Annotated in this window: 20 protein-coding genes and 1 riboswitch; of the genes, 14 read left to right on the top strand and 6 right to left on the bottom strand. The window is 39.8% G+C overall.

The window, feature by feature from the left end:
• Position 1: 1 nt before the first annotated feature.
• The 6 genes from AC6CHU_RS05590 to AC6CHU_RS05565 all read left to right on the top strand — a co-directional run bounded on the left by AC6CHU_RS05590 (position 2) and on the right by AC6CHU_RS05565 (position 6,015).
• Positions 2 to 457 (top strand): NUDIX hydrolase, encoded by a 456-nt coding sequence (locus AC6CHU_RS05590; RefSeq protein WP_159862904.1) that lies wholly within the window; start codon positions 2 to 4, stop codon positions 455 to 457.
• Between the two features lie 69 nt (positions 458 to 526).
• Entirely contained in the window at positions 527 to 1,651 is a 1,125-nt protein-coding gene (gene dnaN, locus AC6CHU_RS05585; RefSeq protein ID WP_159862905.1) for a DNA polymerase III subunit beta, read from the top strand.
• A 230-nt stretch (positions 1,652 to 1,881) separates the two neighbouring features.
• Positions 1,882 to 2,574: a response regulator transcription factor gene (locus tag AC6CHU_RS05580; RefSeq protein WP_159862906.1), complete on the top strand. Its 693-nt coding sequence runs from the start codon at positions 1,882 to 1,884 to the stop codon at positions 2,572 to 2,574.
• A complete protein-coding gene (locus tag AC6CHU_RS05575; RefSeq protein WP_498120669.1) occupies positions 2,552 to 4,771 on the top strand; it encodes a sensor histidine kinase in 2,220 nt (739 codons plus the stop codon). The genes AC6CHU_RS05580 and AC6CHU_RS05575 overlap by 23 nt, the downstream gene beginning before the upstream one ends.
• A 15-nt stretch (positions 4,772 to 4,786) precedes the next feature.
• Positions 4,787 to 5,287 (top strand): RNA polymerase sigma factor, encoded by a 501-nt coding sequence (locus tag AC6CHU_RS05570; RefSeq protein ID WP_498120667.1) that lies wholly within the window; start codon positions 4,787 to 4,789, stop codon positions 5,285 to 5,287.
• A gap of 290 nt (positions 5,288 to 5,577) precedes the next feature.
• Entirely contained in the window at positions 5,578 to 6,015 is a 438-nt protein-coding gene (locus AC6CHU_RS05565; RefSeq protein WP_159862909.1) for a hypothetical protein, read from the top strand.
• Positions 6,016 to 6,241: 226 nt separating this feature from the next.
• Here AC6CHU_RS05565 and AC6CHU_RS05560 read toward each other — a convergent pair whose 3' ends face one another.
• The gene (locus AC6CHU_RS05560; protein ID WP_498120665.1) at positions 6,242 to 6,793 is read right to left on the bottom strand and encodes a DUF3231 family protein; all 552 of its coding nucleotides are present in this window, start codon (positions 6,791 to 6,793) and stop codon (positions 6,242 to 6,244) included.
• 152 nt (positions 6,794 to 6,945) lie between these two features.
• On the opposite strand from AC6CHU_RS05560, the gene AC6CHU_RS05555 reads away from it, so the two are divergent.
• The 3 genes from AC6CHU_RS05555 (at position 6,946) to AC6CHU_RS05545 (ending at position 8,658) form a co-directional block, all read left to right on the top strand.
• Positions 6,946 to 7,485, top strand: a complete 540-nt coding sequence (locus tag AC6CHU_RS05555) for a general stress protein (RefSeq protein WP_159862911.1) — start codon at positions 6,946 to 6,948, stop codon at positions 7,483 to 7,485.
• Between the two features lie 4 nt (positions 7,486 to 7,489).
• Entirely contained in the window at positions 7,490 to 7,615 is a 126-nt protein-coding gene (locus tag AC6CHU_RS05550; protein WP_498120663.1) for a hypothetical protein, read from the top strand.
• Between the two features lie 227 nt (positions 7,616 to 7,842).
• Complete coding sequence (locus tag AC6CHU_RS05545; RefSeq protein ID WP_159862913.1) at positions 7,843 to 8,658, top strand: lipid II flippase Amj family protein; 816 nt, start codon at positions 7,843 to 7,845, stop codon at positions 8,656 to 8,658.
• Positions 8,659 to 8,693: 35 nt separating this feature from the next.
• Here AC6CHU_RS05545 and AC6CHU_RS05540 read toward each other — a convergent pair whose 3' ends face one another.
• The 5 genes from AC6CHU_RS05540 to AC6CHU_RS05520 all read right to left on the bottom strand — a co-directional run bounded on the left by AC6CHU_RS05540 (position 8,694) and on the right by AC6CHU_RS05520 (position 13,550).
• Complete coding sequence (locus AC6CHU_RS05540) at positions 8,694 to 9,296, bottom strand: DedA family protein (protein ID WP_159862914.1); 603 nt, start codon at positions 9,294 to 9,296, stop codon at positions 8,694 to 8,696.
• Positions 9,297 to 9,434: 138 nt separating this feature from the next.
• Positions 9,435 to 10,745, bottom strand: a complete 1,311-nt coding sequence (locus AC6CHU_RS05535) for a hemolysin family protein (RefSeq protein WP_251284452.1) — start codon at positions 10,743 to 10,745, stop codon at positions 9,435 to 9,437.
• A gap of 122 nt (positions 10,746 to 10,867) precedes the next feature.
• Positions 10,868 to 11,239, bottom strand: a complete 372-nt coding sequence (locus AC6CHU_RS05530) for a MerR family transcriptional regulator (protein ID WP_159862916.1) — start codon at positions 11,237 to 11,239, stop codon at positions 10,868 to 10,870.
• A 164-nt stretch (positions 11,240 to 11,403) separates the two neighbouring features.
• Positions 11,404 to 12,627 (bottom strand): dicarboxylate/amino acid:cation symporter, encoded by a 1,224-nt coding sequence (locus AC6CHU_RS05525; RefSeq protein WP_251284438.1) that lies wholly within the window; start codon positions 12,625 to 12,627, stop codon positions 11,404 to 11,406.
• A 149-nt stretch (positions 12,628 to 12,776) separates the two neighbouring features.
• A riboswitch (cyclic di-AMP (ydaO/yuaA leader) is annotated at positions 12,777 to 12,917 on the bottom strand.
• A 108-nt stretch (positions 12,918 to 13,025) separates the two neighbouring features.
• Positions 13,026 to 13,550 carry a GNAT family N-acetyltransferase gene (locus tag AC6CHU_RS05520; protein ID WP_159862918.1) on the bottom strand — a complete coding sequence of 175 codons (525 nt, stop codon included), beginning with the start codon at positions 13,548 to 13,550 and terminating at the stop codon, positions 13,026 to 13,028.
• Between the two features lie 407 nt (positions 13,551 to 13,957).
• Here AC6CHU_RS05520 and AC6CHU_RS05515 point away from each other — a divergent pair, with 407 nt between their 5' ends.
• The 5 genes from AC6CHU_RS05515 to AC6CHU_RS05495 all read left to right on the top strand — a co-directional run bounded on the left by AC6CHU_RS05515 (position 13,958) and on the right by AC6CHU_RS05495 (position 19,177).
• Positions 13,958 to 14,428 (top strand): GNAT family N-acetyltransferase, encoded by a 471-nt coding sequence (locus tag AC6CHU_RS05515; protein WP_159862919.1) that lies wholly within the window; start codon positions 13,958 to 13,960, stop codon positions 14,426 to 14,428.
• A gap of 271 nt (positions 14,429 to 14,699) precedes the next feature.
• Positions 14,700 to 15,224, top strand: coding sequence for a DinB family protein (locus tag AC6CHU_RS05510; RefSeq protein WP_159862920.1), 525 nt, complete (start codon positions 14,700 to 14,702; stop codon positions 15,222 to 15,224).
• A gap of 140 nt (positions 15,225 to 15,364) precedes the next feature.
• Positions 15,365 to 16,528: an endonuclease gene (locus AC6CHU_RS05505; protein WP_159862921.1), complete on the top strand. Its 1,164-nt coding sequence runs from the start codon at positions 15,365 to 15,367 to the stop codon at positions 16,526 to 16,528.
• 669 nt (positions 16,529 to 17,197) lie between these two features.
• A complete protein-coding gene (locus AC6CHU_RS05500; protein WP_498120660.1) occupies positions 17,198 to 18,061 on the top strand; it encodes an NmrA family NAD(P)-binding protein in 864 nt (287 codons plus the stop codon).
• Positions 18,062 to 18,520: 459 nt separating this feature from the next.
• Positions 18,521 to 19,177 carry a potassium channel family protein gene (locus AC6CHU_RS05495; RefSeq protein ID WP_159862922.1) on the top strand — a complete coding sequence of 219 codons (657 nt, stop codon included), beginning with the start codon at positions 18,521 to 18,523 and terminating at the stop codon, positions 19,175 to 19,177.
• Positions 19,178 to 19,372 lie beyond the last annotated feature (195 nt).

Raw genomic sequence — 19,372 nt, 5'->3', positions numbered from 1 at the left:
AATGACTCAAAATGAAATCGTGCTGGTTTCCAGCACATCAATAATACATAAAGGCAAAGTACTGATGGTAAAAGAGAATAAAGCCTCAGTAAAGAATAAATGGAATTTTCCGGCGGGACGTGTTGAAAAAGGGGAAGGTATCCTTGAAGCTGCCTGCAGGGAAGTTAAAGAGGAAACAGGCCTGGATGTTTTGCTGACCCACACAACCGGAGTCTATAACTTTATCAGCAGTACAGACCATCAGGTCATCTTATTTCATTTTATTGGTCAAATGACAGGTGGCTTTTTGAGCCTTCAGGAAGAAGAAATAGCTGATAGCAAGTGGGTGGATCTAACTAACTTTACTAACTTTAAGGACGAGGAGCTCCGCGATCCCAAAGTCATCAGGCAAATTTTTGATGCCGTAAAAGCGGATAAGCTTTATCCCCTTGAACTGTTTCAACAAAAGTTAAGCTGACAAAGCGAAAGGAATTTTCAGGAATTTTGTCGAATGAATACCCTATCGAAAAAAATAGGCGGGGTATGAATGGAGTTTATAATAAAGAATGAATACTTTAATAAAGCAATTGGAGAAGTTAGCAGTGCTGTTTCACCAAAGACTCCTTTTCCGATTTTGACCGGAATAAAGCTGACAGCATGTAAAGATCGATTAACACTTACTGGGAGTAATTCTGATATTGTGATTGAGAAGGTCATTTCTGCATATGACGAAGAAGCCGGCCTTAAAATTACTGAAACCGGCAGTGTTGTAGCAGCATCCAGATACCTGACAGAGCTTATTAAAAAGCTGCCAAGTGACATACATATTAGAGTTGATGAAAAGAATAGAATAACAGTACGGTCAGATGAAATCCTCACTTCCTTAAATGGGTTTCCCGCTGAAGAGTACCCAGTCCTTCCCGAATTTAAAGATACAGAAGGAATTGCATTTTCTTCTGCAAAATTAATAGAAATGATTAAGCAAACCGTATTTGCTGTTTCAAAGAATGGCACAAGGCCGGCACTTACAGGTGTGCACATGAATTTTAACGGAAACAGCTTTTCATGTGCCGCAACTGACTCATATCGATTAGCAGTTGTTGAGACCAGGATGCTTTCTCAGCTTAGCGGCTCTTACATAGTTCCAGGCTCCAGCCTTAAAGAACTGTTAAAGCTGTTAGCTCATCAGGACGATAGTGAAGTAGAAATCTTTTCATCAGATAGTTATTTGGTTTTCAAAACAAAATCCATCATGCTCTGTTCCCGGCTTATAGAAGGTAACTATCCGGTTGTAACTGGCCTCATTCCCAATGAAGCGAAAACAGTCATAAAACTGGATGCAAAGAGACTATTAAATGGAATTGATCGTGCCTGCCTGTTTGCCCATGAATGGAAAAACAATAATGTCCTTTTAGAGATAAATGGAGAAGCATTGAAAATATCCTCTGTTTCTTCTGCAGTTGGAAAAATTGAGGAAAGCCAGCCTCTATTAGAAATCACTGGCGAGCACGAACTATCCATTTCTGTTGATGGGGATTTTTTAATGGATGCCCTTAAAGCTATACGGGAGGAGCATGTTCTTTTAATCTTCAGCGGCACAATGAGACCGGTCATAATCAAGCCAGTCAGCAGTGAGTCCTATATTCAGCTGGTATCACCTGTCCGCTCATAATTTTTTTCATGCACCGTCCATCAGCATAATTAGCTGGGGGAGGGTGCTTTTTTGTTCCTTACAATTACAAGTCTATATTTCCATTTCTACCCATTATAAAATAATAAAAGTGCAAACTTAAGAAATACAGATCCAATCTTAAGAAATTCTTAAGATTTCTATTACATTAATGTTAAGATTTTGCGTTTAGTATAAAAATATGAAAAGAGCACCTTGAAAGCAGGGGGATTATGAATAACTATAATGTACTTGTTGTAGATGATGAAAAAGAGATCAGGGACGCCATTGAAATTTATCTTAAAAATGAAGGCATCACTGTGTTAAAAGCAAAGGATGGAATTGAAGCGCTGGAACTCTTGAATGAGCATCAGGTGCATCTGATCATTTTAGATGTCATGATGCCGAGGCTCGATGGCATTTCGGCTACATATAAAATTCGCGAGAAGAAAAACATTCCGATTATCATTCTGAGTGCCAAGACTGAGGATACCGATAAAATCCTCGGTCTGCAGGTTGGAGCGGATGATTATGTGACCAAGCCCTTCAATCCGATGGAATTGGTTGCCCGCGTAAAATCGCAGCTAAGAAGATATGTGTCCTTCGGAACGTTTGAAGGCATTAAAAAGGTGATCGATTTGAATGGCCTTATGCTCGATAAGGAAGCAAGAGCAGTAAGTGTTAATGGTGAGCCGGTGAAATTGACTCCAATCGAATATAAAATCGTGGAGCTGTTAATGACAAATGCCGGACGCGTTTTTTCCATAGATGAAATTTATGAACGGGTTTGGAACGAACCAGGGTATAACGCGGAAAATACGGTAGCGGTACATATCCGGAAAATCCGTGAAAAGATTGAAATCGATCCGAAAAATCCGAGATATTTAAAGGTGGTATGGGGAATTGGGTACAAGATGGAAAAATAGATTCATCATTGCAATAATTATGGTTTTATTTGCTTTCGGAGCAAGCGGCGTTTTGTCCGTTCTGATTAACGGCAGGGAATATATAAACCCGGATTATTTTCACACAGAACAGTTTCAAAGTGATATTGACAATTATGCCGCTTATCTGGAGTTATTTGAACTGAATAACGTGACAATCGAAAAAGCTAAAGAATCAATTGAAGTGACAGAAGAGGAAATTAATGAACATCGCTATCGTTATGGGGATCTTCCTGAACAAATTGATAATATTAGAATCCAATATGAGTCAAGGATTCAAGAGGCAAAGGATATAGAAAATAATGATCTTGCCAAGGCTTTAACTGATCAGATGAATAAAAAAATCGAAGACATCACTAAAAACTTTGAAAATGATGAACATGTGCGGAACAAAGTGGTGAAGGAAAAAGAAGAAAAGCTTGAGAAGTTTTTTAAGGAAAAAGAGCAGCAGCGGGACAGCTATGACTTTTATCAGGATTCATTTACCTATTATTTCAAGGATACTGCGACTGGAGAAGTCTACACCAATTTAACTTTATCCAAAAATGAATCTCCGGATGAAGTTATGAAAAAAGAGATGATCTATCATACAGAATACACGATGGATAAAGACTATTTCTTCCATTTTATTGTAGGGGGAGAATATGATGGGGTCGATGAGGCACTGGTTGCAACCCCATCAGGCTACTTTAAAGGCCAAATTGGCCTGGCTAAAAATCTTCCGGATTCAAATATATTCATGGAACAATATAATCATTTCAAGCAAAAGCAGATGGTTTTATTAATCTATGGCGGTATTGCTGTTATAGCCTTAATTTCTGCATTGATAGGCTTTAGAAAATCAAGGGCCCTGTCTGAAGAAATCAAACGGTGGGAGCCTTTATTCAATAAGATGCCTATTGATTTACAAATCACTTTCTTAGTATTTTCAGGAATAAGCAGCATTTTGGCGCTTTTTCTGATAAACGACTTTCTAATGGGCTACTACTCTGCGACGCAAGTAATTGAATTGATTATTGCTCTCCTTGGAACATCGGTTCTTTGCGGCCTGACAATTATTCAGCTCAGATATCTCGCAATTGAATGGAAGGATTGGGAAAGCGCAATAGCAATTTTTAAGGGAAGTCTGATTTACAGGGCGTCCGTGAGTTTAAAAACGAGCCTGCAGGAAGCCTTTTTGAACCGGAGTACAGGAACACAGCTGTTTGTTGTACTTGCTTTAATCTTTGGTATGGGATTGGGTTCTGTTGCAATGTTCATACACCCGGTGTTCGCCCTGTTATATGTATTGATCCTTGTTTTTGCAGGTGTTCCGTTTGTTTTGCTCTTAATTAGGCGTGTTGGCTATTTTAACCGGATTGTTGAAACCGCAAGTGATTTGGCTTCCGGCCAGATGGGAGAGGACTTGCCGGTTAAAGGAAAAAGCGTTCTGGCTTCACTCGCGGGAAACATTAATATATTGAAGCAGGGCGTCAAAACGTCCCTTAGCGAACAGGCAAAAAGCGAAAGGTTAAAAACGGAACTGATTACAAACGTCAGCCACGATTTAAGAACACCGTTGACTTCCATTATTACGTATACAGAGCTCTTGAAATCGGGCGAAGCGTCAGAAGAGGATCGTTCTGCCTATATTGAGATTATTGACCGTAAGTCAAAACGGCTAAAAGTTTTGATTGAAGATTTATTTGAGGTATCGAAAATGGCGAGCGGCAATATTGAGCTTCGAAAACAGAAAGTGGACCTGGTTCAGCTGCTGCAGCAGGCACTTGCAGAGCACGATAATGCTATTAAGGAATCCAATCTGCTGTTCCGTGTCACCACGACTAATGATCCGGCAATCGCCAATGTGGATGGTCAAAAGCTATGGCGTGTGTTTGATAATTTAATAGGCAATATCCTTAAATATTCATTGGAACATTCGCGGGTCTATATCGCCATTTCAAAAGCCAAGGGCCAGGCAGTCATTACATTTAAAAATGTTTCAAAATACGAGCTGGATGACCAGAGTGAAGAATTATATGAGCGTTTTAAGCGGGGAGATAAATCAAGGCATACAGATGGTTCAGGACTTGGGCTCGCCATTGCCAAGTCGATCATTGACCTTCATGAAGGGAATCTCGAAATTGATACAGATGGTGATTTGTTCAAGGTGAGCATTTCACTGAAATTAGAGGAGTAAGGGAAGAGGGGAATTATGGATATTGCAGAGCTGTATTCAAGCCATTATAAACGGCTATTTCATATATGCTTTTCAATGACAAGAGACGCGTATCTGGCAGAAGATATTGTTCAAGAAACGTTTATTAAAGCTTTGAAGAAGGCAGATTCAATTATAGATGAAGAAAAAGCAGGGGCATGGCTGTCAGTCATTGCCAGAAGAACCGCACTGGATTTTATTCGGCGGGAAAAACGGAAGGCTGCAGTGCCGGTGGAGCAGGAAACGCTTGAAAGCTTCTGCCTCGTAACAAAGCAAGACGTCGAACAGGAAGTGGAATCAGGTTTTGCTGCAGAGGAAATCAAGTCGGCCATTGGGAAGCTTGCTTCGAACTACCGGGAAGTCCTTTTACTGAAGGTGGATGAAGGGTTAAAAGAGCAGGAAATTGCCGATGTTTTAAATTTAAAGCCTTCAACAGTGAAAACCAGGATTTTTAGGGCAAGAAAGCAAATGAGAGCCTTAGCCGGAATAGGAGCTTAATTGAAAGAGAGTTGACCAGGTGATTTTATGGTCAGCTCTCTTTTTTGGGAGATAAGGCTTTAGTGAAGAAAAGATAACCTGCACCATGAAATACATAACCAAATTTCCCAATCTGCAGGAACCCAATTGCTTCAGGGCAACCTTTTTGCAAGACTATAATGCTGAGCTTACTATGTAGGAAACAATATCTCTGCATAGCAGATCGATAAATAAGGAAATATATATGAAAACTCTAAATTGGGGAGTTAAGTTCTTGACATAGTTAGTACAAATAAAAGGCGGTTCTTTGTATGTATTGGTTTACCTATCTTTCATTTGCCATTAATCTCATTGTAATCAGGTTAATGCCAAAGCATTTAACAAATAAAGAGATTTACGTCAGCTGGGCTGTCATTGCATTGATTAACTTAAGTACAGATGTAACGCTGAGTTTATATTTTCGTCTGTACGAGTTAAACGGCGGGGGAGTGCAGCTGGGAGTCCATTTTATTGAACTGACTCTTGGTGCATCATTTGGGATTATTTTTCTGAATTTTATGCCGGAAACCATGCGTTCTTTTTTCTTTTATACAGCTGCCTGGGTTCTTTTTTCGGTGCTTTTCGAAATCGTAACAGTAAAGGTGGATTTTATTAATTATATCTCCTGGAAATGGTGGTATTCTATCTTCTACTATTTTGCAGCATTTTTCTTTTTGCGCTGGCATTTGCATTTTATAAGATCATATTAGGGCTTCCTGCTGTTGCCGGAAGCCCGCAGTACTTCTTTATTCCTTTCCATTCTGTTATCAAATAATTTCCTGGCCTCATGTTTTAGCATACTTCTGATTCTTCTTAGTATTTTCATTTTCATCACCACTATAGAAATACGCTGTGAAAAAGTTTCTGTGCCAGTACGTGTATCGGTAAAAAAGTAAAAAAGACTCCTGCTCCGATTGCAGAAGTCTTTTAGAGTAATTATTTTCTTTCCGGATTGCCAGGCGGCATATAGCTAGGCGGGATTCTCAGCCAGCCTCTTTCTTTCATTAAATTCTTAAGGGGGGAGGAGAATTCCATTAAATGCACCTGTATGGAAAATAGCATCATCCCCACATCGGTTCTGATTGTTTTGATCATAGCCTGAGCACAATAGGTTATGCTTGCTGCGACTTTAACAGATATTAAATTGGCTATTTCATCATCTGTTAACCTTACGCCCTCAGGAACAGAATCAGGGTTGGAAAGTGGTTTTTCCGCATTAGTTAATGGCAGCGGCACACCTTCTTTAAGCAGAAAATCTTCAATCATTTTTGTGTCTGCCCGGCTTCCTTCAATGGCAGAACGGATGGTGTGCAATAGCGCTGTATCTGTCGTCATATTTAAAGCAATATAATAGAGATAGTGGGCTTCGTGGAAAGCAGTATATAGAGTCCAAAGATCCATAACCTCCCCGACATGCAAAGGCGGCTTGGGTTCGTCATCAGTAAAATTTTTAAGGGTTTCTTTAATTGCTTCAAATGGGTTTCGCATTATCTCACTCCTGATAATATACATTTTTTTTAGTTTTACCGATATTTTCATTTTCATTCGATGTCAAGAATGAGACACATTTTTTGAAACCATTTTTGTGATTATTCGTAATACATTTAAACATTTCTTACTGGTAAAAGGGGAATTTCAAATTGAGAAATAGAGTGCTAAAACGACTTTCATATCTTTTTACTGGAGAATCAATTAGTCTTATTTTGTTTCTATACATCAGTTACCTGGTGAACGATACCTATCCGGATCTCCATTTATATTCACTGCTTGCCTTCTGGTCTTCATTTCTGCTGCTGGAGTTCATATTGTTTCAGGGCTCTAGTTATTGGTTTGTAAAATGGAAGCGATTAAAAAGAGAAAATACGTCAGAAGCCCCCATCAGGATAGTACGGGGGCTATGGATCATGAAGAAATGGAATCTGGGCATGATCGCAGTGATTCCAGGTGCATTCGTGGCAGACTTCATAATATGGCATACGGCAGTTCCTCCCGGGCTGGCGATTGCCTGCTTTATCTATGTCTTTGCCATTCTGGAATATATCAACTATTTTCATATTCAGCTATCCTATGACAATCGCTCTGACATTAACAGCCTTAAACAGGCTAAGCGCTTTAAACAGGCTTGTTTGAGCAAGGAATTTAAGAGGCTGGGGAATGAGGATGGCAAGGGATTACGGTGAGTATATGGAAAATTTGCTGTCTCGCATGCGGATTGATGCAGCTTGGCTGGATTTTTTAGGAAAAAGAGGTATCTATCATGTGGTTTGCAGCATTTCTTTAAGTTTTGGTCATAGTAGTGGTTTCCATTAGGGGGATAACGCACAAAACGGCAAGAGCAGGAGGAAACCGGTAATTAGTCAAGAAGAATAACGCCAAACCCATGAGAAAAGAAGGAAAATGAGGAGTAAATCAAGAAGGAATTTTATGAGACGTGTCCTTTTGTAAAATGGTCACAATTCATCCGGATAAGCCATCATGTAACTTCAAACACTCATGACAAAATGGTATAATCAGGAAAAACGAAAGAAGTGTTCATATTGGATCTAATTACAGGAAAGATCCTGTTTACTTCCTTATTCATCATTCTCATACATAGTATTGAAACCTTAGCCTACGCAGTCCGGTTATCCGGTGCCAGGGTCAAGCTGATTGCATCTGGGCTTTCTTTGTTCAGCACCATTGTCATTGTTTCTCGAATGGCGAACATGGGTCAGCAGCCGCTTATTGGGAGTATTATTGATACGGCTCCGAAGCAAAATTTTCTCGGTTTTGTTGAAAGTCAGTTTAGGGTATTAATTGGAGCTTCCACTATAGGGACCATCATTGGTATTCTGCTGCTGCCGACATTCATCGCGATTTTCTCAAGAGCCATTATCCGTCTTGCTGATCAAGGAGGGTCAGTACCATCGCTGCTAAAGGTCGGGTTAAGCTGGAGATCGGCAAAGAAAGTGATCAAACATTTAAAGTTTCCGAGATTGTCCTATCTAAATGGAATTAAACTCAGCGAAATACCGAAACGGCTATTTTTATTTAACATGTTTGTAACCGCCATCTATACAATTGGGGTGCTGTCAGCCATATATGCTTCTTTGCTTACCTACGAAAGCTCAAGAACAGCTATTATGTCATCTGGTCTTATAAACGGTGTAGCAACGATCCTTCTATCAATTTTTGTCGACCCGAAAATTTCTGTCATGTCTGATAATGTAGTGCGAGGGAAAGCCAAATATACGAACCTCAAAGGAATTTCCATTATGATGGTTACTTCCAGATTAATTGGCACTGTCCTTGCACAGATTTTGTTTATACCTGGGGCCTATTATATTGCTTGGGCTTCAAAGTTTTTTGTATAAAAAAAACGGCACTCATCAAAGAGTGCCGTTCCTATTTAAAGACTTTCGCTCTTGCGCTTGCTGATGATTTTGTAAGCAGCGAAAATAATGAGCCCCGCCACAATAACCAGGACCAGAGGAAGGGCATAGCTATTGAAGATCTCCTCTGCTTCTTTATAATGCGGACCTAGTTTAAACCCCAGATAAACGTAGAATGCGGTAATCGGGAGCATGGCCAGGAACGTATAGATCGAGAACTTCCACACATTCATTTTGGTCATTCCGCATGGAATCGATATCGCGGTACGGACAACCGGCATAAAGCGGGCAAAGAAAGCGACCCCTGAACCGTATTTTTCAAAAAACTTGTCCGAAGCATCAATCTGTTTTTGTGAAACTAAGAAGTATTTACCGTATTTTAAAACCATGGGACGGCCGCCATATCGGCCCAGAGCATATAATGTCAGCGGACCAATCGTACCTCCCACAGTGCCTGCTAATACAACCAGATAATAATTAAAGTCACCCTGGTAGACCCAAAAGCCGGCCAATGGAAGAACCACTTCTGCCGGAACGAATTCAAAGCAAAGTGAAAGTAATATTCCAAAATATGAGAACTGTTTTAAGAATTCAATTAAGCTAATAACAATTTCTGACATAGACACACATCCTGTAAATTTATAAAAAAGGTAATCCTTCAAGTACATAAGTCAGTCTAACGGGTAATAGGAAAACAATCAAGTATTTATATAGAAGCAAATGAAACGGCGGCTGCCGAAATCGGAGCCGCCGTTTTTTTAGGCTAATAGGGGCTTGCTTTTAAAAACCTCCAGGTAATGAAGCTGGTGCCCATCTTTTTCATGGACTTTAAATGTAAATCCATCCGCTTCAATCTCTGTTCCTATCTCTGCTTCCATATGCTGTGTAAGGAACCAGCCGCCAATCGTATCAACGTCTTCATGATCAAAATTAGTTCCAAGCAAAGTATTGACGTCTTCTATAAGAAGCTTGGAATCCAGGATATAATGGTCCTCGTTTAACTTTCGTATTTCAGGAACTTCATCTTCATCGAATTCATCACGGATCTCACCGACTATTTCTTCAAGAATGTCTTCAACCGTCACCAAACCGGACGTTCCGCCATATTCATCCATTAAGATGGCGATATGAATTCGCTCTTTCTGCATTTTGACAAGCAGGTCATGAATTGGAATGCTTTCGATGACATGAATAACCGGGTTAATAAAGGAGTCAAGATCAAGATTTTCCGGTGTAATCTTGTCTGTAAGACTGGCCGTCAAAAATTCTTTAACATTTATAAACCCGCGGATATTATCCTTATCTCCATCTTCAACGGGATATCGCGTGTAATTTTCTGTTTGGATAGTTTCCATAATTTCTTCCAGTGTATTATCCGAAGCAATCGTAATCATCTCAGTACGCGGAACCATGATTTCTTTTGCAATTCTTTCATCAAATTCAAAGATATTGTTCACATACTTCAATTCATTTTTATTGATTTCACCGCTCTTATAACTCTCTGATAAAAGTATTCTCAGTTCTTCTTCAGAGTGCGCCATTTCATGCTCAGAAGCCGGCTTTAATCCAAATAGGCCAGCGAGTACCCGGGCAGATCCATTTAAGAACCAAATGAAGGGAAACATCACTCGGTAGAACCAGATAATCGGTGCAGCGAACGCCATTGTAACGGCTTCCGCTTTTTGAATGGCAACTGTTTTAGGTGCAAGCTCTCCTACAACGACATGCAGGAAGGTGACTAAAGCAAAGGCAATACCAAATGATAAAATATGAGTGAGCGATTCTGCTATATCAAATCTTTCAAACAACGGATGCAATAGCTTTTCAACTGTTGGCTCACCAAGCCATCCGAGACCTAATGCGGTAATGGTAATCCCCAATTGGCAGGCTGATAAATACTCATCGAGGTGCGTAACGACTCTCTTTGCCGCTATAGCCCTTTTATTTCCTTCAGCAATCAGCTGATCAATTCGGGAGACTCGGACCTTCACAATCGCAAACTCAGTTGCTACGAAGAATGCGGTTAATGCTATTAATAATGCTATCAGTAATAAATTTATGGTTGTCAACAAGCAGTCTTACTAAAAAGTAAGACATACACCTCCTAAAATGGCAATAATACTTAATAAGTTCACTACTTAAATTGTGCCCAAACAGATATCCAAAATGCTCTAAATATCAAAAATCGATATCAGTTCAGCAGTAAAAGCAGTGACTGAATTAATGATAAGCTTTCATTTGAAATATTTTTTTTAACGTATTCATATTTTTCCGGATCTGATTTTTTTAGCTGGGAAAGTGCTTTCGTCACATCTTCTTCCAGATCCTGAATTTTTAGCCGCAGTTCAAGAACATCCACCTCTTCAGAAAATTGGCTGATGACTTTTTTCTTAATTTCCTCTAGAGACAATCCATCCGCTTTACATTTCTCAATGAATGCAATCCGTTCAATGGAGGAGCAGTCATAATAGCGATAATTAGAAGGTGAACGTTCTGCTTCTAAAAGGCCCAGGGAAGTATAGTAATCAATCGTTCTCTTCGTAACCTTAGCTTTTTCAGCCAATTCTCCTATTCTTAACTTCTCTGCCCCATTTGGTTTCCTCCAAACTGTTACGTGATGGTTATGAATCTAATTATACTAAACTAGTATAGAAAATCAATAAATTTGAAGGCAGGGAGAAAAGAGATGCAAAAAAATAACACCGGTAATCCGGTGTTATTTTGTGATTAGGCTTTCACAGCCTCTTTCTTTGCTTCTGTTTCCGCAACAATAACCGCACAAGCCGCATCGCCTGTAATATTGACAGCTGTTCGCGTCATATCAAGCAGACGGTCAATACCAATGATTAATGCGATACCTTCAACCGGCAGGTTAACGGAGTTAAGAACCATCGCCAGCATGATTAGGCCGACACCTGGAACCCCTGCAGTACCAACGCTGGCAAGAACCGCAGTTAGAACAACAGTAATAAGCTGGGTGAGTGATAAATCAACATTGAATACTTGCGCGATGAAGATAGTAGCCACACCCTGCATGATGGCTGTTCCATCCATGTTGATCGTTGCACCCAGCGGCTGCACAAAGCTGCTGATTGATTCAGGAACTTTCAGGTTTTTTTGAGCAGTACTCATGGAAATTGGCAGTGTCGCATTACTGCTTGATGTACTGAAAGCAACACCCATTGCCGGAGCAAAGCCTTTAAAAAAGGATAATGGATTTCTTTTTGCAATGAGTGCGATTGAACCGCCATAGGTGATAAGGGCGTGGACAAGCAGGGCAAGAACTACCACAATCATATAAAGTCCCATTGCTTTAATGGCATCGAGACCCTGGCTTCCAACAGCAGAAACAATAAGTCCGAACGTCCCATAAGGTGCAAATTTCATAACAAGATTAACAAGATACATCATTATCTCATTTCCCTGTTCAATAAGGTTTAAAATTCCTTTAGTTTTATTTCCAAGCATCGTTAAGGCAAATCCGATGAAAATGGAAAATGTTATGATCTGGAGCATGTTTCCTTCCGTAAAGGCTTTTACCGGATTGGTTGGGATAATATTTAATAATGTCTCTGAGACAGGAGGAGCTTCTTTAGATTCATACTCCACATTGGTTACGTCGAATTCCCCAACATTTCCTGGCTGGAAAACGGCTGCTAATGTAAGTCCAATAATAATGGCTATACTTGTAGTAACTAAAAAGTAGGATATTGTTTTTATACCAATTCTTCCTAGTTTCTTTGGATCACCAAGCCCCGCTGTTCCAAGTGCGATGGAAAAGAATACGATCGGGACAACCAGCATGTTAATCAGGTTGAGAAAGATTTTTCCAAGAGGTGTAAACAGATACTTGTCAAGCTCAGGGAATATTCCCGGCGCAAACAAATTAATTAAAAGTCCTGTAATTCCCCCTGCAATCAAAGCAATAATAATTTTAGTAGATAATTTCATATATGTTCCTCCAATGAATAAAGTAAAAAAATATAAAATAAAGACACGAGAATAATGTCCTTCCCTACATTACCCCCAAAAAACATAAACCTAACTTAAAAAGGCAACAAAAAAACACAGAGGTGTAACCACTGTGCGTATATGCAGTGTTTTCCTCTCAAAACGCTTACGAGGTTAGCTGTCGGGTTCGGGTCTTGAGAGTACCCTGCCTGTAAAGGATTCACCCCAGGTACTTTTCTAAAAAAGTACATTGGTTCCCCCGCTCAATTAAGATTAAGCGAAAATAGTTTATATTTTTTTAATATAATAACAAAGAATTGTGAAAATTGTAAACAGCACTTTAATTTTTAAAATAACTATTATTCTAATAATAATGCTTGCAGCGCGGGCAAATAGTCTTATTTACGCAGTACGGTAATAAATCCTTCCAGTATATCGTGACTAATAGCAAACCCCTTGCGTGTATAAAATTCAAGGGCATCTGTATTCCCGTTGGACACAAAAATAAAATGATCCTCCACATCATGGAATTGGCTTAACCATTCCATAGACATGTTAAATAGCACTGAGCCAATTCCATACTGCCGGTAGCCATCTCTGATAAAGAATTGTGATAAGCAGCCAACATTGTCTTTTTCTACTGAAGATAAATCGAAAAAAGTAGCGAATTCATTTGAGTAGGCTTCTTTAGGAGAAACATTGGAATAAACATAGCCTACAATTTCTTCATCATCTTTAACAATCACGATATAATTATGTATAGCAGATTTTACGGATGGAACCATTCTTGTTTCAAAATTCATGCTGTCAAAACGTTCAGATGCTATATGTGCCTTAGATTTCTGAAAAGCCATCAGCTCATTGCATAAATCCCGGCAAAAGCTGATCTTGTCTTCTGTTATCACTTCATAGTTTAAATTCATTCCAATTCACCCCTTAAGGTAATATTTTATATCGGAATGCCTGTATTCGTCCAAAATAAAAGAGGGAAACGAACTTTGAAAGAGGAATTACTTTTTAAATAACTGTTTTCGTTTATTTGTTGCTTTTTTTATACCTTTGTATAGTTTGCTGAGTTGATCTTCGCTGGGGGCAGTTGATCCTCGAAAATGCTGAGGCATTTCCTTCGTGCGGTGTTCATTCGAAGGAGCTTATTCAATGTCCTGCGGGAGGAGAGGGAAGTGTGAGACCCCGCAGGCGAAGCCGAGGGGCACATTCCTCCCCGCGGTTCGCTGTGTGCCTTTCGCTGCAATCAACGGGCACAATTTATTAACAAAAAACAACAATCTTTTAGAAAAGAGCCTTAAACTAATATAAAAGAGGGACTTCGATGATCAAGGAAATAAATATTAAAGACCGAAAAGCAGCTCAGCAGGTGCTAAGAGTACAGCTGCAAGCGTATAAAATTGAAGCTGAAATCATTGAATATCCAGACTTACCGCCTTTGAAGGAAACAGCGGATACTCTAAGAATAACCGGAGAGACTTTCTTTGGGTATTTTATTGGTGAAGAATTATGCGGTGCGATTTCGTTTAAAGAGAATAAGGATGTTATAGATATTCACAGACTGATCGTGCATCCTGAACATTTTAGAAAGGGTATTGCGCAAAAGCTGCTGAATTACATTGAACGAAGGCCGATGATAGGAAAAATGATTGTCACCACAGGCTCCAAGAATACCCCGGCTGTCGCTTTCTATCTAAAAAATGGATTCAGCGAGGTTGAAAGAATTAACATAAATGAATCCCTGACTATTACTGCTTTTGAAAAATACTTACCGAATAGCGATTCTTCCAATTAGGAAAGATCGCTATTTTTAAAAAATCGGAAAATTATGATATGTTTTTATCGAGTCCGCTATTACTCGTGATCAATGGAAAATACCTTAAGGAGAGTCTCATGTTAATTAAAAATAATTATAAAAAATTAAGCTCTATGATTAATAATATTGGTTTTTCTGGTTGTACTTGTCAAAGAAAAGAAAGAAATAGAAAAGGACTTTAAGATTTGATTTATATACCCACGCATGCTGTGTTTGCATTGACTAATCTGTAAAAATGGGGGCTGCTGAAATGATTTTTAACTTAAGTGAAGCTATTGAGATTCTTGAACGTACACCTGATACACTTGATGCACTGCTAAGCGGTCTATCTTCAGAATGGCTTAAAGAAAATGAAGGGGAAGGCACATGGAATGCTGCAGAAGTGGTTGGCCATTTGATTGACGGCGAGGAGAAAAATTGGATTCCGCGGCTGACATTTATTCTGCAGGAAGGGGAAAGCAAGCCATTTCCTCCATTTGACCGTTTTGCTCATTTAAATATATCAGGGGATTTATCAATTGAGGAAAAACTTGAGATTTTTAAGACGCTTAGAAGAGATAATTTGGCCACATTGAAGGGGATGCCTGATCTGGAAACTCAATTCGAAAAGAAGGGGCTTCATCCGGCATTAGGTTCTGTAAGAGTCAGGGAATTGATTTCCACATGGGCTGTCCATGATCTTACGCATATAGCGCAGATTTCAAGAGTGCTGGCAAACAGGTACAGGATAGATGTTGGTCCTTGGATTGAGTATTTGGGCATTTTAAAAAAGTAAGCTCTTTAATAAGGGTTGTAAAATGTAAAGTTTTGGGACCAATACCTCATGATATAGCCTATGGTGTTCATTTATACTTAAAGTTGATTGGACTTTTCTGATTATTCGAAGTCCTTTTAAAATAATATGGAGGCGAATGAATGCTGAATCGTAAGAGAAAATTTCTGCTGTTATCGCTGATTCTATTTGCTGCCATTCTGGTTGTAATGGTGCCCATTCAAGGTTCAATCATAAGGGCAGCTGCGGGAGATGGATCCTGGTCATCCCCTTATTCGGTTTCACAGGGAATCAATTCACAAAACAACGCTGGCAAAACTGTCCAGGGCTATGTAGTTGGACAGCCAACTGCCACCAATACGGTTATCACCAGCGGGTTTCCTAATGACTATGCTTTGGCCCTGGCAGATAGTCCATCAGAGACCAACTTGGCTAAGATGCTTTATGTACAAATCCCATCTTCCTTTCGTTCAGCTTTTGGTTTAAAGTCGAATCCATTGCTGATGGGAAAGAAAATCAAGGTAACGGGAACGCTGACTGCCTATTTTTCTCATCCGGGGTTAAAGGACGGTACTGCTTTTGAACTGGATGGAGGCGGAGCGTCTGATCCTGATCCTGAACCTGGCGGGTATTATGATGCAGCATTTGGAAAAACAGGTGAGTCTTTAAAATCAGCACTTCATAACATCATTGATGATCATACTGAAATATCCTATTCCAATGTGTGGGAAGCTCTTCGTGAAACAGACGAAGACCCGGCTAATCCGAATAACGTCATTCTCTTATATACGGGCCGTTCTCAGGACAAATTCGCCAATGGTTCTGGAGTCAATGACTGGAACAGGGAACATGTATGGGCTAAATCGCACGGAGACTTTGGCACAGCGATGGGTCCGGGAACTGACCTCCACCATTTGCGGGCAACAGATGTTTCTGTCAATAGCTCGAGAGGGAATCTCGATTTTGATAATGGCGGATCCCAGCATTCAGAAGCAATTGGAAATTACTATGACTCAGATTCATGGGAACCAAGGGATGCTGTAAAAGGCGATGTAGCGCGTATGCTTTTTTATATGGCTGTCCGTTATGAAGGAGACAGCGGGGAGGTAGATCTGGAGCTAAATAATGCAGTAAACAACGGTTCTGCTCCTTATCATGGCAAAATGTCTGTTCTGCTCCAGTGGCACAAGGAAGATCCGGTTGATGAAATTGAACGGAGAAGAAATGTAATTATCTACTCTGATTATCAGCATAACCGAAATCCATTTATAGATCATCCGGAGTGGGCATCAGCGATTTGGGAATAATCATGAGGAAAGCACTTTCTTTGTTGAAAGTGCTTTTTATGTTTCGTGAATTACCTATATATCTTGAAATGATTAAGGGCAATAACTGGCTATAATTAAATTAAGGAGAAAGCGTTTTTGTTCCTCCTTTCTGAAAATAAACGACTATCTACTAAAACTTTAAAGCAGATGGAGACAGCTCGCTGATTGCGAGTTAAAGGAACAAAAAAATATTTTAGATTTAATAAAAATGTAAAACCTTAAATGTGCAACCTCAAATCAATTGAACTGGAAACTAAGTACCTCTGCTGAATGGTGTTTATGATGGCAGTTTAGGATATTTACAGAATCACTATCTATGATTTCATCATAACTGGATTAATGGGGGTTTTGCAGGCAGTCTAACATTAGATAAAACTAAACTATAGGGTGCTTGAATATGCTGAGGCACCTCTTTTTCATATTCCAAAGTCAGTTTGTGAAGGATGGTACTTATACAAACTGGTGCATTAATTGGGTTACGGCTGTCAAAATGGCTGCCTTTTCTGGGCTCCTACATCTAAAGTTGTAGGGGATTTCAAACTATACCTGGAGGCAATCATTTCGTAATAATGTAAAAATAAATTATGAGGATTTTATATTTGTTTAAAGGGATTTATTTTCGAAAGAAATTAATAGGATGAAATAAGAATGGGAGGATGGAAAAGAATGACCATTTTAGTGGCAGGAGCAACGGGAACCGTAGGGCGGCATGTCGTAGATCAGCTTATTCGTAAGGGGGAAAAAGTGAGGGCATTGACACGTAATCCGCAAATGGCCAATCTGCCTGCAGGTGTTGAGGTTGTTGCGGGGGACTTAAGTGAACCAAGTACGCTAAGGGCTGCTTTGGCTGGCATTAGCGGTATGCATTTGATTACTACCGGCGCCGAATATACTCCGTTACAAACGGGACCAGAAATCGTTCGTCTTGCTGAGAAAGCTGGAGTAAGCAGGATTACCGTTTTATGGAATGGAGAGAAGGGCCCTTTTGAGAGTGCTGTTGAAGCAAGTGCCCTGAAGTGGACTCAGCTTCAAGCTTTTGAATTTATGGCAAATGCACGAAAATGGGCACATTCCATACGCTCAGAGGAGCTGGTTCGTGATCTTTTCGGGGGTTCTCCAATTGCTCCTGTTCATGAAGCTGATATTGGAAGGGTTGCAGCAGCTGCACTGACTGAGGACGGTCATGCAGGTAAAATATATACCTTAACAGGGCCTGAGAGTTTGTCAGTTAAAGATAAAGTAGGGATTATTAGCAAAGTAATCGGAAGGGATATCCGTTTTGTTGAGAGTTCCGAAGAAGAGGAACGTGAGCAGATGAGGAAGATGGGGGTTGAGGAAGATGCCATTGACTATGTGATAAACTGGCATCTTAATCCGCCTCCATCCGCTCATAAGGTATTATCGACCGTAGAGCATGTTACAGGAGATAAGCCGTATACTTTTGAAGAGTGGGTTAAGGCGAATACAGGATATTTTATTAATTCCAGCAGGCAGTCATTCTGGAGCTTCTGAACAATTTAAATTAACATTAAGGGTAGATCATAATTAACCCTATTAACAGATTGCCTTTTTTAGTAAGAAGGCTAGTATGATCCTGGGGTAATATAGAAATTCAATAAATGACTTAGGACCTGATGAGGAGGTCCTTTTCATTTGTTTAAAAAGACATCTTGAACAGCTTATGCCAAAAAGTTTGACAAGAGATTACCATGGGAGTAATTTAGATTTATTCATTTTTTTGTAATCCTAATTGCTGAACCATTTGTACGGGTAGGTCAAATAATGATATATGTTGTTTAACTTGGGGGGATTCTTAGCATATTAAGGCTAAGAAGGGATTATTCATAATCCCCAATCTGAAAGCTGACTCCGTATACCAAAATCGAGAGAAGGGTTATAGGGAACCATTGGCTATTCTTTAATAAGAGTGGTTTTTTTGTGTTACTTTTCAAAAAGAAGGGAATTTCTTCAATGAAAAAACAGTATGCAGTATTTGGTTTAGGCCGCTTTGGCGGCAGTCTTGTAAAGGAATTCCATGAATTAGGTGTGCAAGTGCTGGCGATTGATGTCGATCAGGAGAAAGTGGATCAATACGCACAGTTTGTAACATATGCCGTCCAAATTAATGGTATTGATGAAGCTGCTATTAAACAGACGGGAATCAAAAATATTGATCATGCATTTGTTTCATTTGGTGAAAACATTGAGTCCAGCATTTTAACATCTTTGCTGTTAAAAGAAATGGGAATTCCAAAGGTTTGGGCGAAGGCGCATAATGAGTATCATGCCAGAGTGCTCGAAAAAATTGGCGTTGATCGTGTAATTCATCCTGAGCGGGATATGGCAAAGCGGATCGCCCATCATATTGTTTCCGAAAAAATGGTTGATTTTATAGAGCTGTCTGAAGATTATAGTATGGTGGAGATCGTGGCAACAGATAAAATCGCCAACAAATCTCTTGCGGATTTAAATATACGGGCTGAGTATGGCTGTAATATTGTGGGTATTCAGCGCGGGAAAGAAGTAATGGTTACTCCTCCAGCGGAAGAGGTTATATTAAAGGGCGACGTCCTTCTTGTAATGGGGCACAATAAAGGGATTGGCAGATTTGAAAGGCATGGGGTTTAAGGATAAAACTTCGGATTGCCGTTTGTGCAGGGTAGAGTGGAGTGCTCTACCCTGGTTTTTATGAATCCGAAAATGAGAACAGCGTGAAGAAAAAGGTCGTCATAGAGCAGTCATGGAGCCGAAAATGAGAACAGCGTGAAGAAAAAGGTCGTCATAGAGCAGTCATGGAGCCGAAAATAAGTGCAGCAGCAAGAG

The organism is Cytobacillus sp. GQ23 (genome assembly GCF_059758675.1).
This window is presented reverse-complemented; position numbering and strand designations above follow the sequence as displayed.

Bases quoted from the DNA above. Each gene is read 5' to 3' on its own strand.
- AC6CHU_RS05590 (WP_159862904.1), top strand. From the start codon at position 2: ATGACTCAAAATGAAATCGTGCTGGTTTCCAGCACATCAATAATACAT.
- dnaN (WP_159862905.1), top strand. From the start codon at position 527: ATGGAGTTTATAATAAAGAATGAATACTTTAATAAAGCAATTGGAGAA.
- AC6CHU_RS05580 (WP_159862906.1), top strand. From the start codon at position 1,882: ATGAATAACTATAATGTACTTGTTGTAGATGATGAAAAAGAGATCAGG.
- AC6CHU_RS05570 (WP_498120667.1), top strand. From the start codon at position 4,787: ATGGATATTGCAGAGCTGTATTCAAGCCATTATAAACGGCTATTTCAT.
- AC6CHU_RS05565 (WP_159862909.1), top strand. From the start codon at position 5,578: ATGTATTGGTTTACCTATCTTTCATTTGCCATTAATCTCATTGTAATC.
- AC6CHU_RS05560 (WP_498120665.1), bottom strand. From the start codon at position 6,793: ATGCGAAACCCATTTGAAGCAATTAAAGAAACCCTTAAAAATTTTACT.
- AC6CHU_RS05550 (WP_498120663.1), top strand. From the start codon at position 7,490: ATGGAAAATTTGCTGTCTCGCATGCGGATTGATGCAGCTTGGCTGGAT.
- AC6CHU_RS05540 (WP_159862914.1), bottom strand. From the start codon at position 9,296: ATGTCAGAAATTGTTATTAGCTTAATTGAATTCTTAAAACAGTTCTCA.
- AC6CHU_RS05525 (WP_251284438.1), bottom strand. From the start codon at position 12,627: ATGAAATTATCTACTAAAATTATTATTGCTTTGATTGCAGGGGGAATT.
- AC6CHU_RS05520 (WP_159862918.1), bottom strand. From the start codon at position 13,550: ATGAATTTAAACTATGAAGTGATAACAGAAGACAAGATCAGCTTTTGC.
- AC6CHU_RS05515 (WP_159862919.1), top strand. From the start codon at position 13,958: ATGATCAAGGAAATAAATATTAAAGACCGAAAAGCAGCTCAGCAGGTG.
- AC6CHU_RS05510 (WP_159862920.1), top strand. From the start codon at position 14,700: ATGATTTTTAACTTAAGTGAAGCTATTGAGATTCTTGAACGTACACCT.
- AC6CHU_RS05505 (WP_159862921.1), top strand. From the start codon at position 15,365: ATGCTGAATCGTAAGAGAAAATTTCTGCTGTTATCGCTGATTCTATTT.
- AC6CHU_RS05500 (WP_498120660.1), top strand. From the start codon at position 17,198: ATGGGAGGATGGAAAAGAATGACCATTTTAGTGGCAGGAGCAACGGGA.
- AC6CHU_RS05495 (WP_159862922.1), top strand. From the start codon at position 18,521: ATGAAAAAACAGTATGCAGTATTTGGTTTAGGCCGCTTTGGCGGCAGT.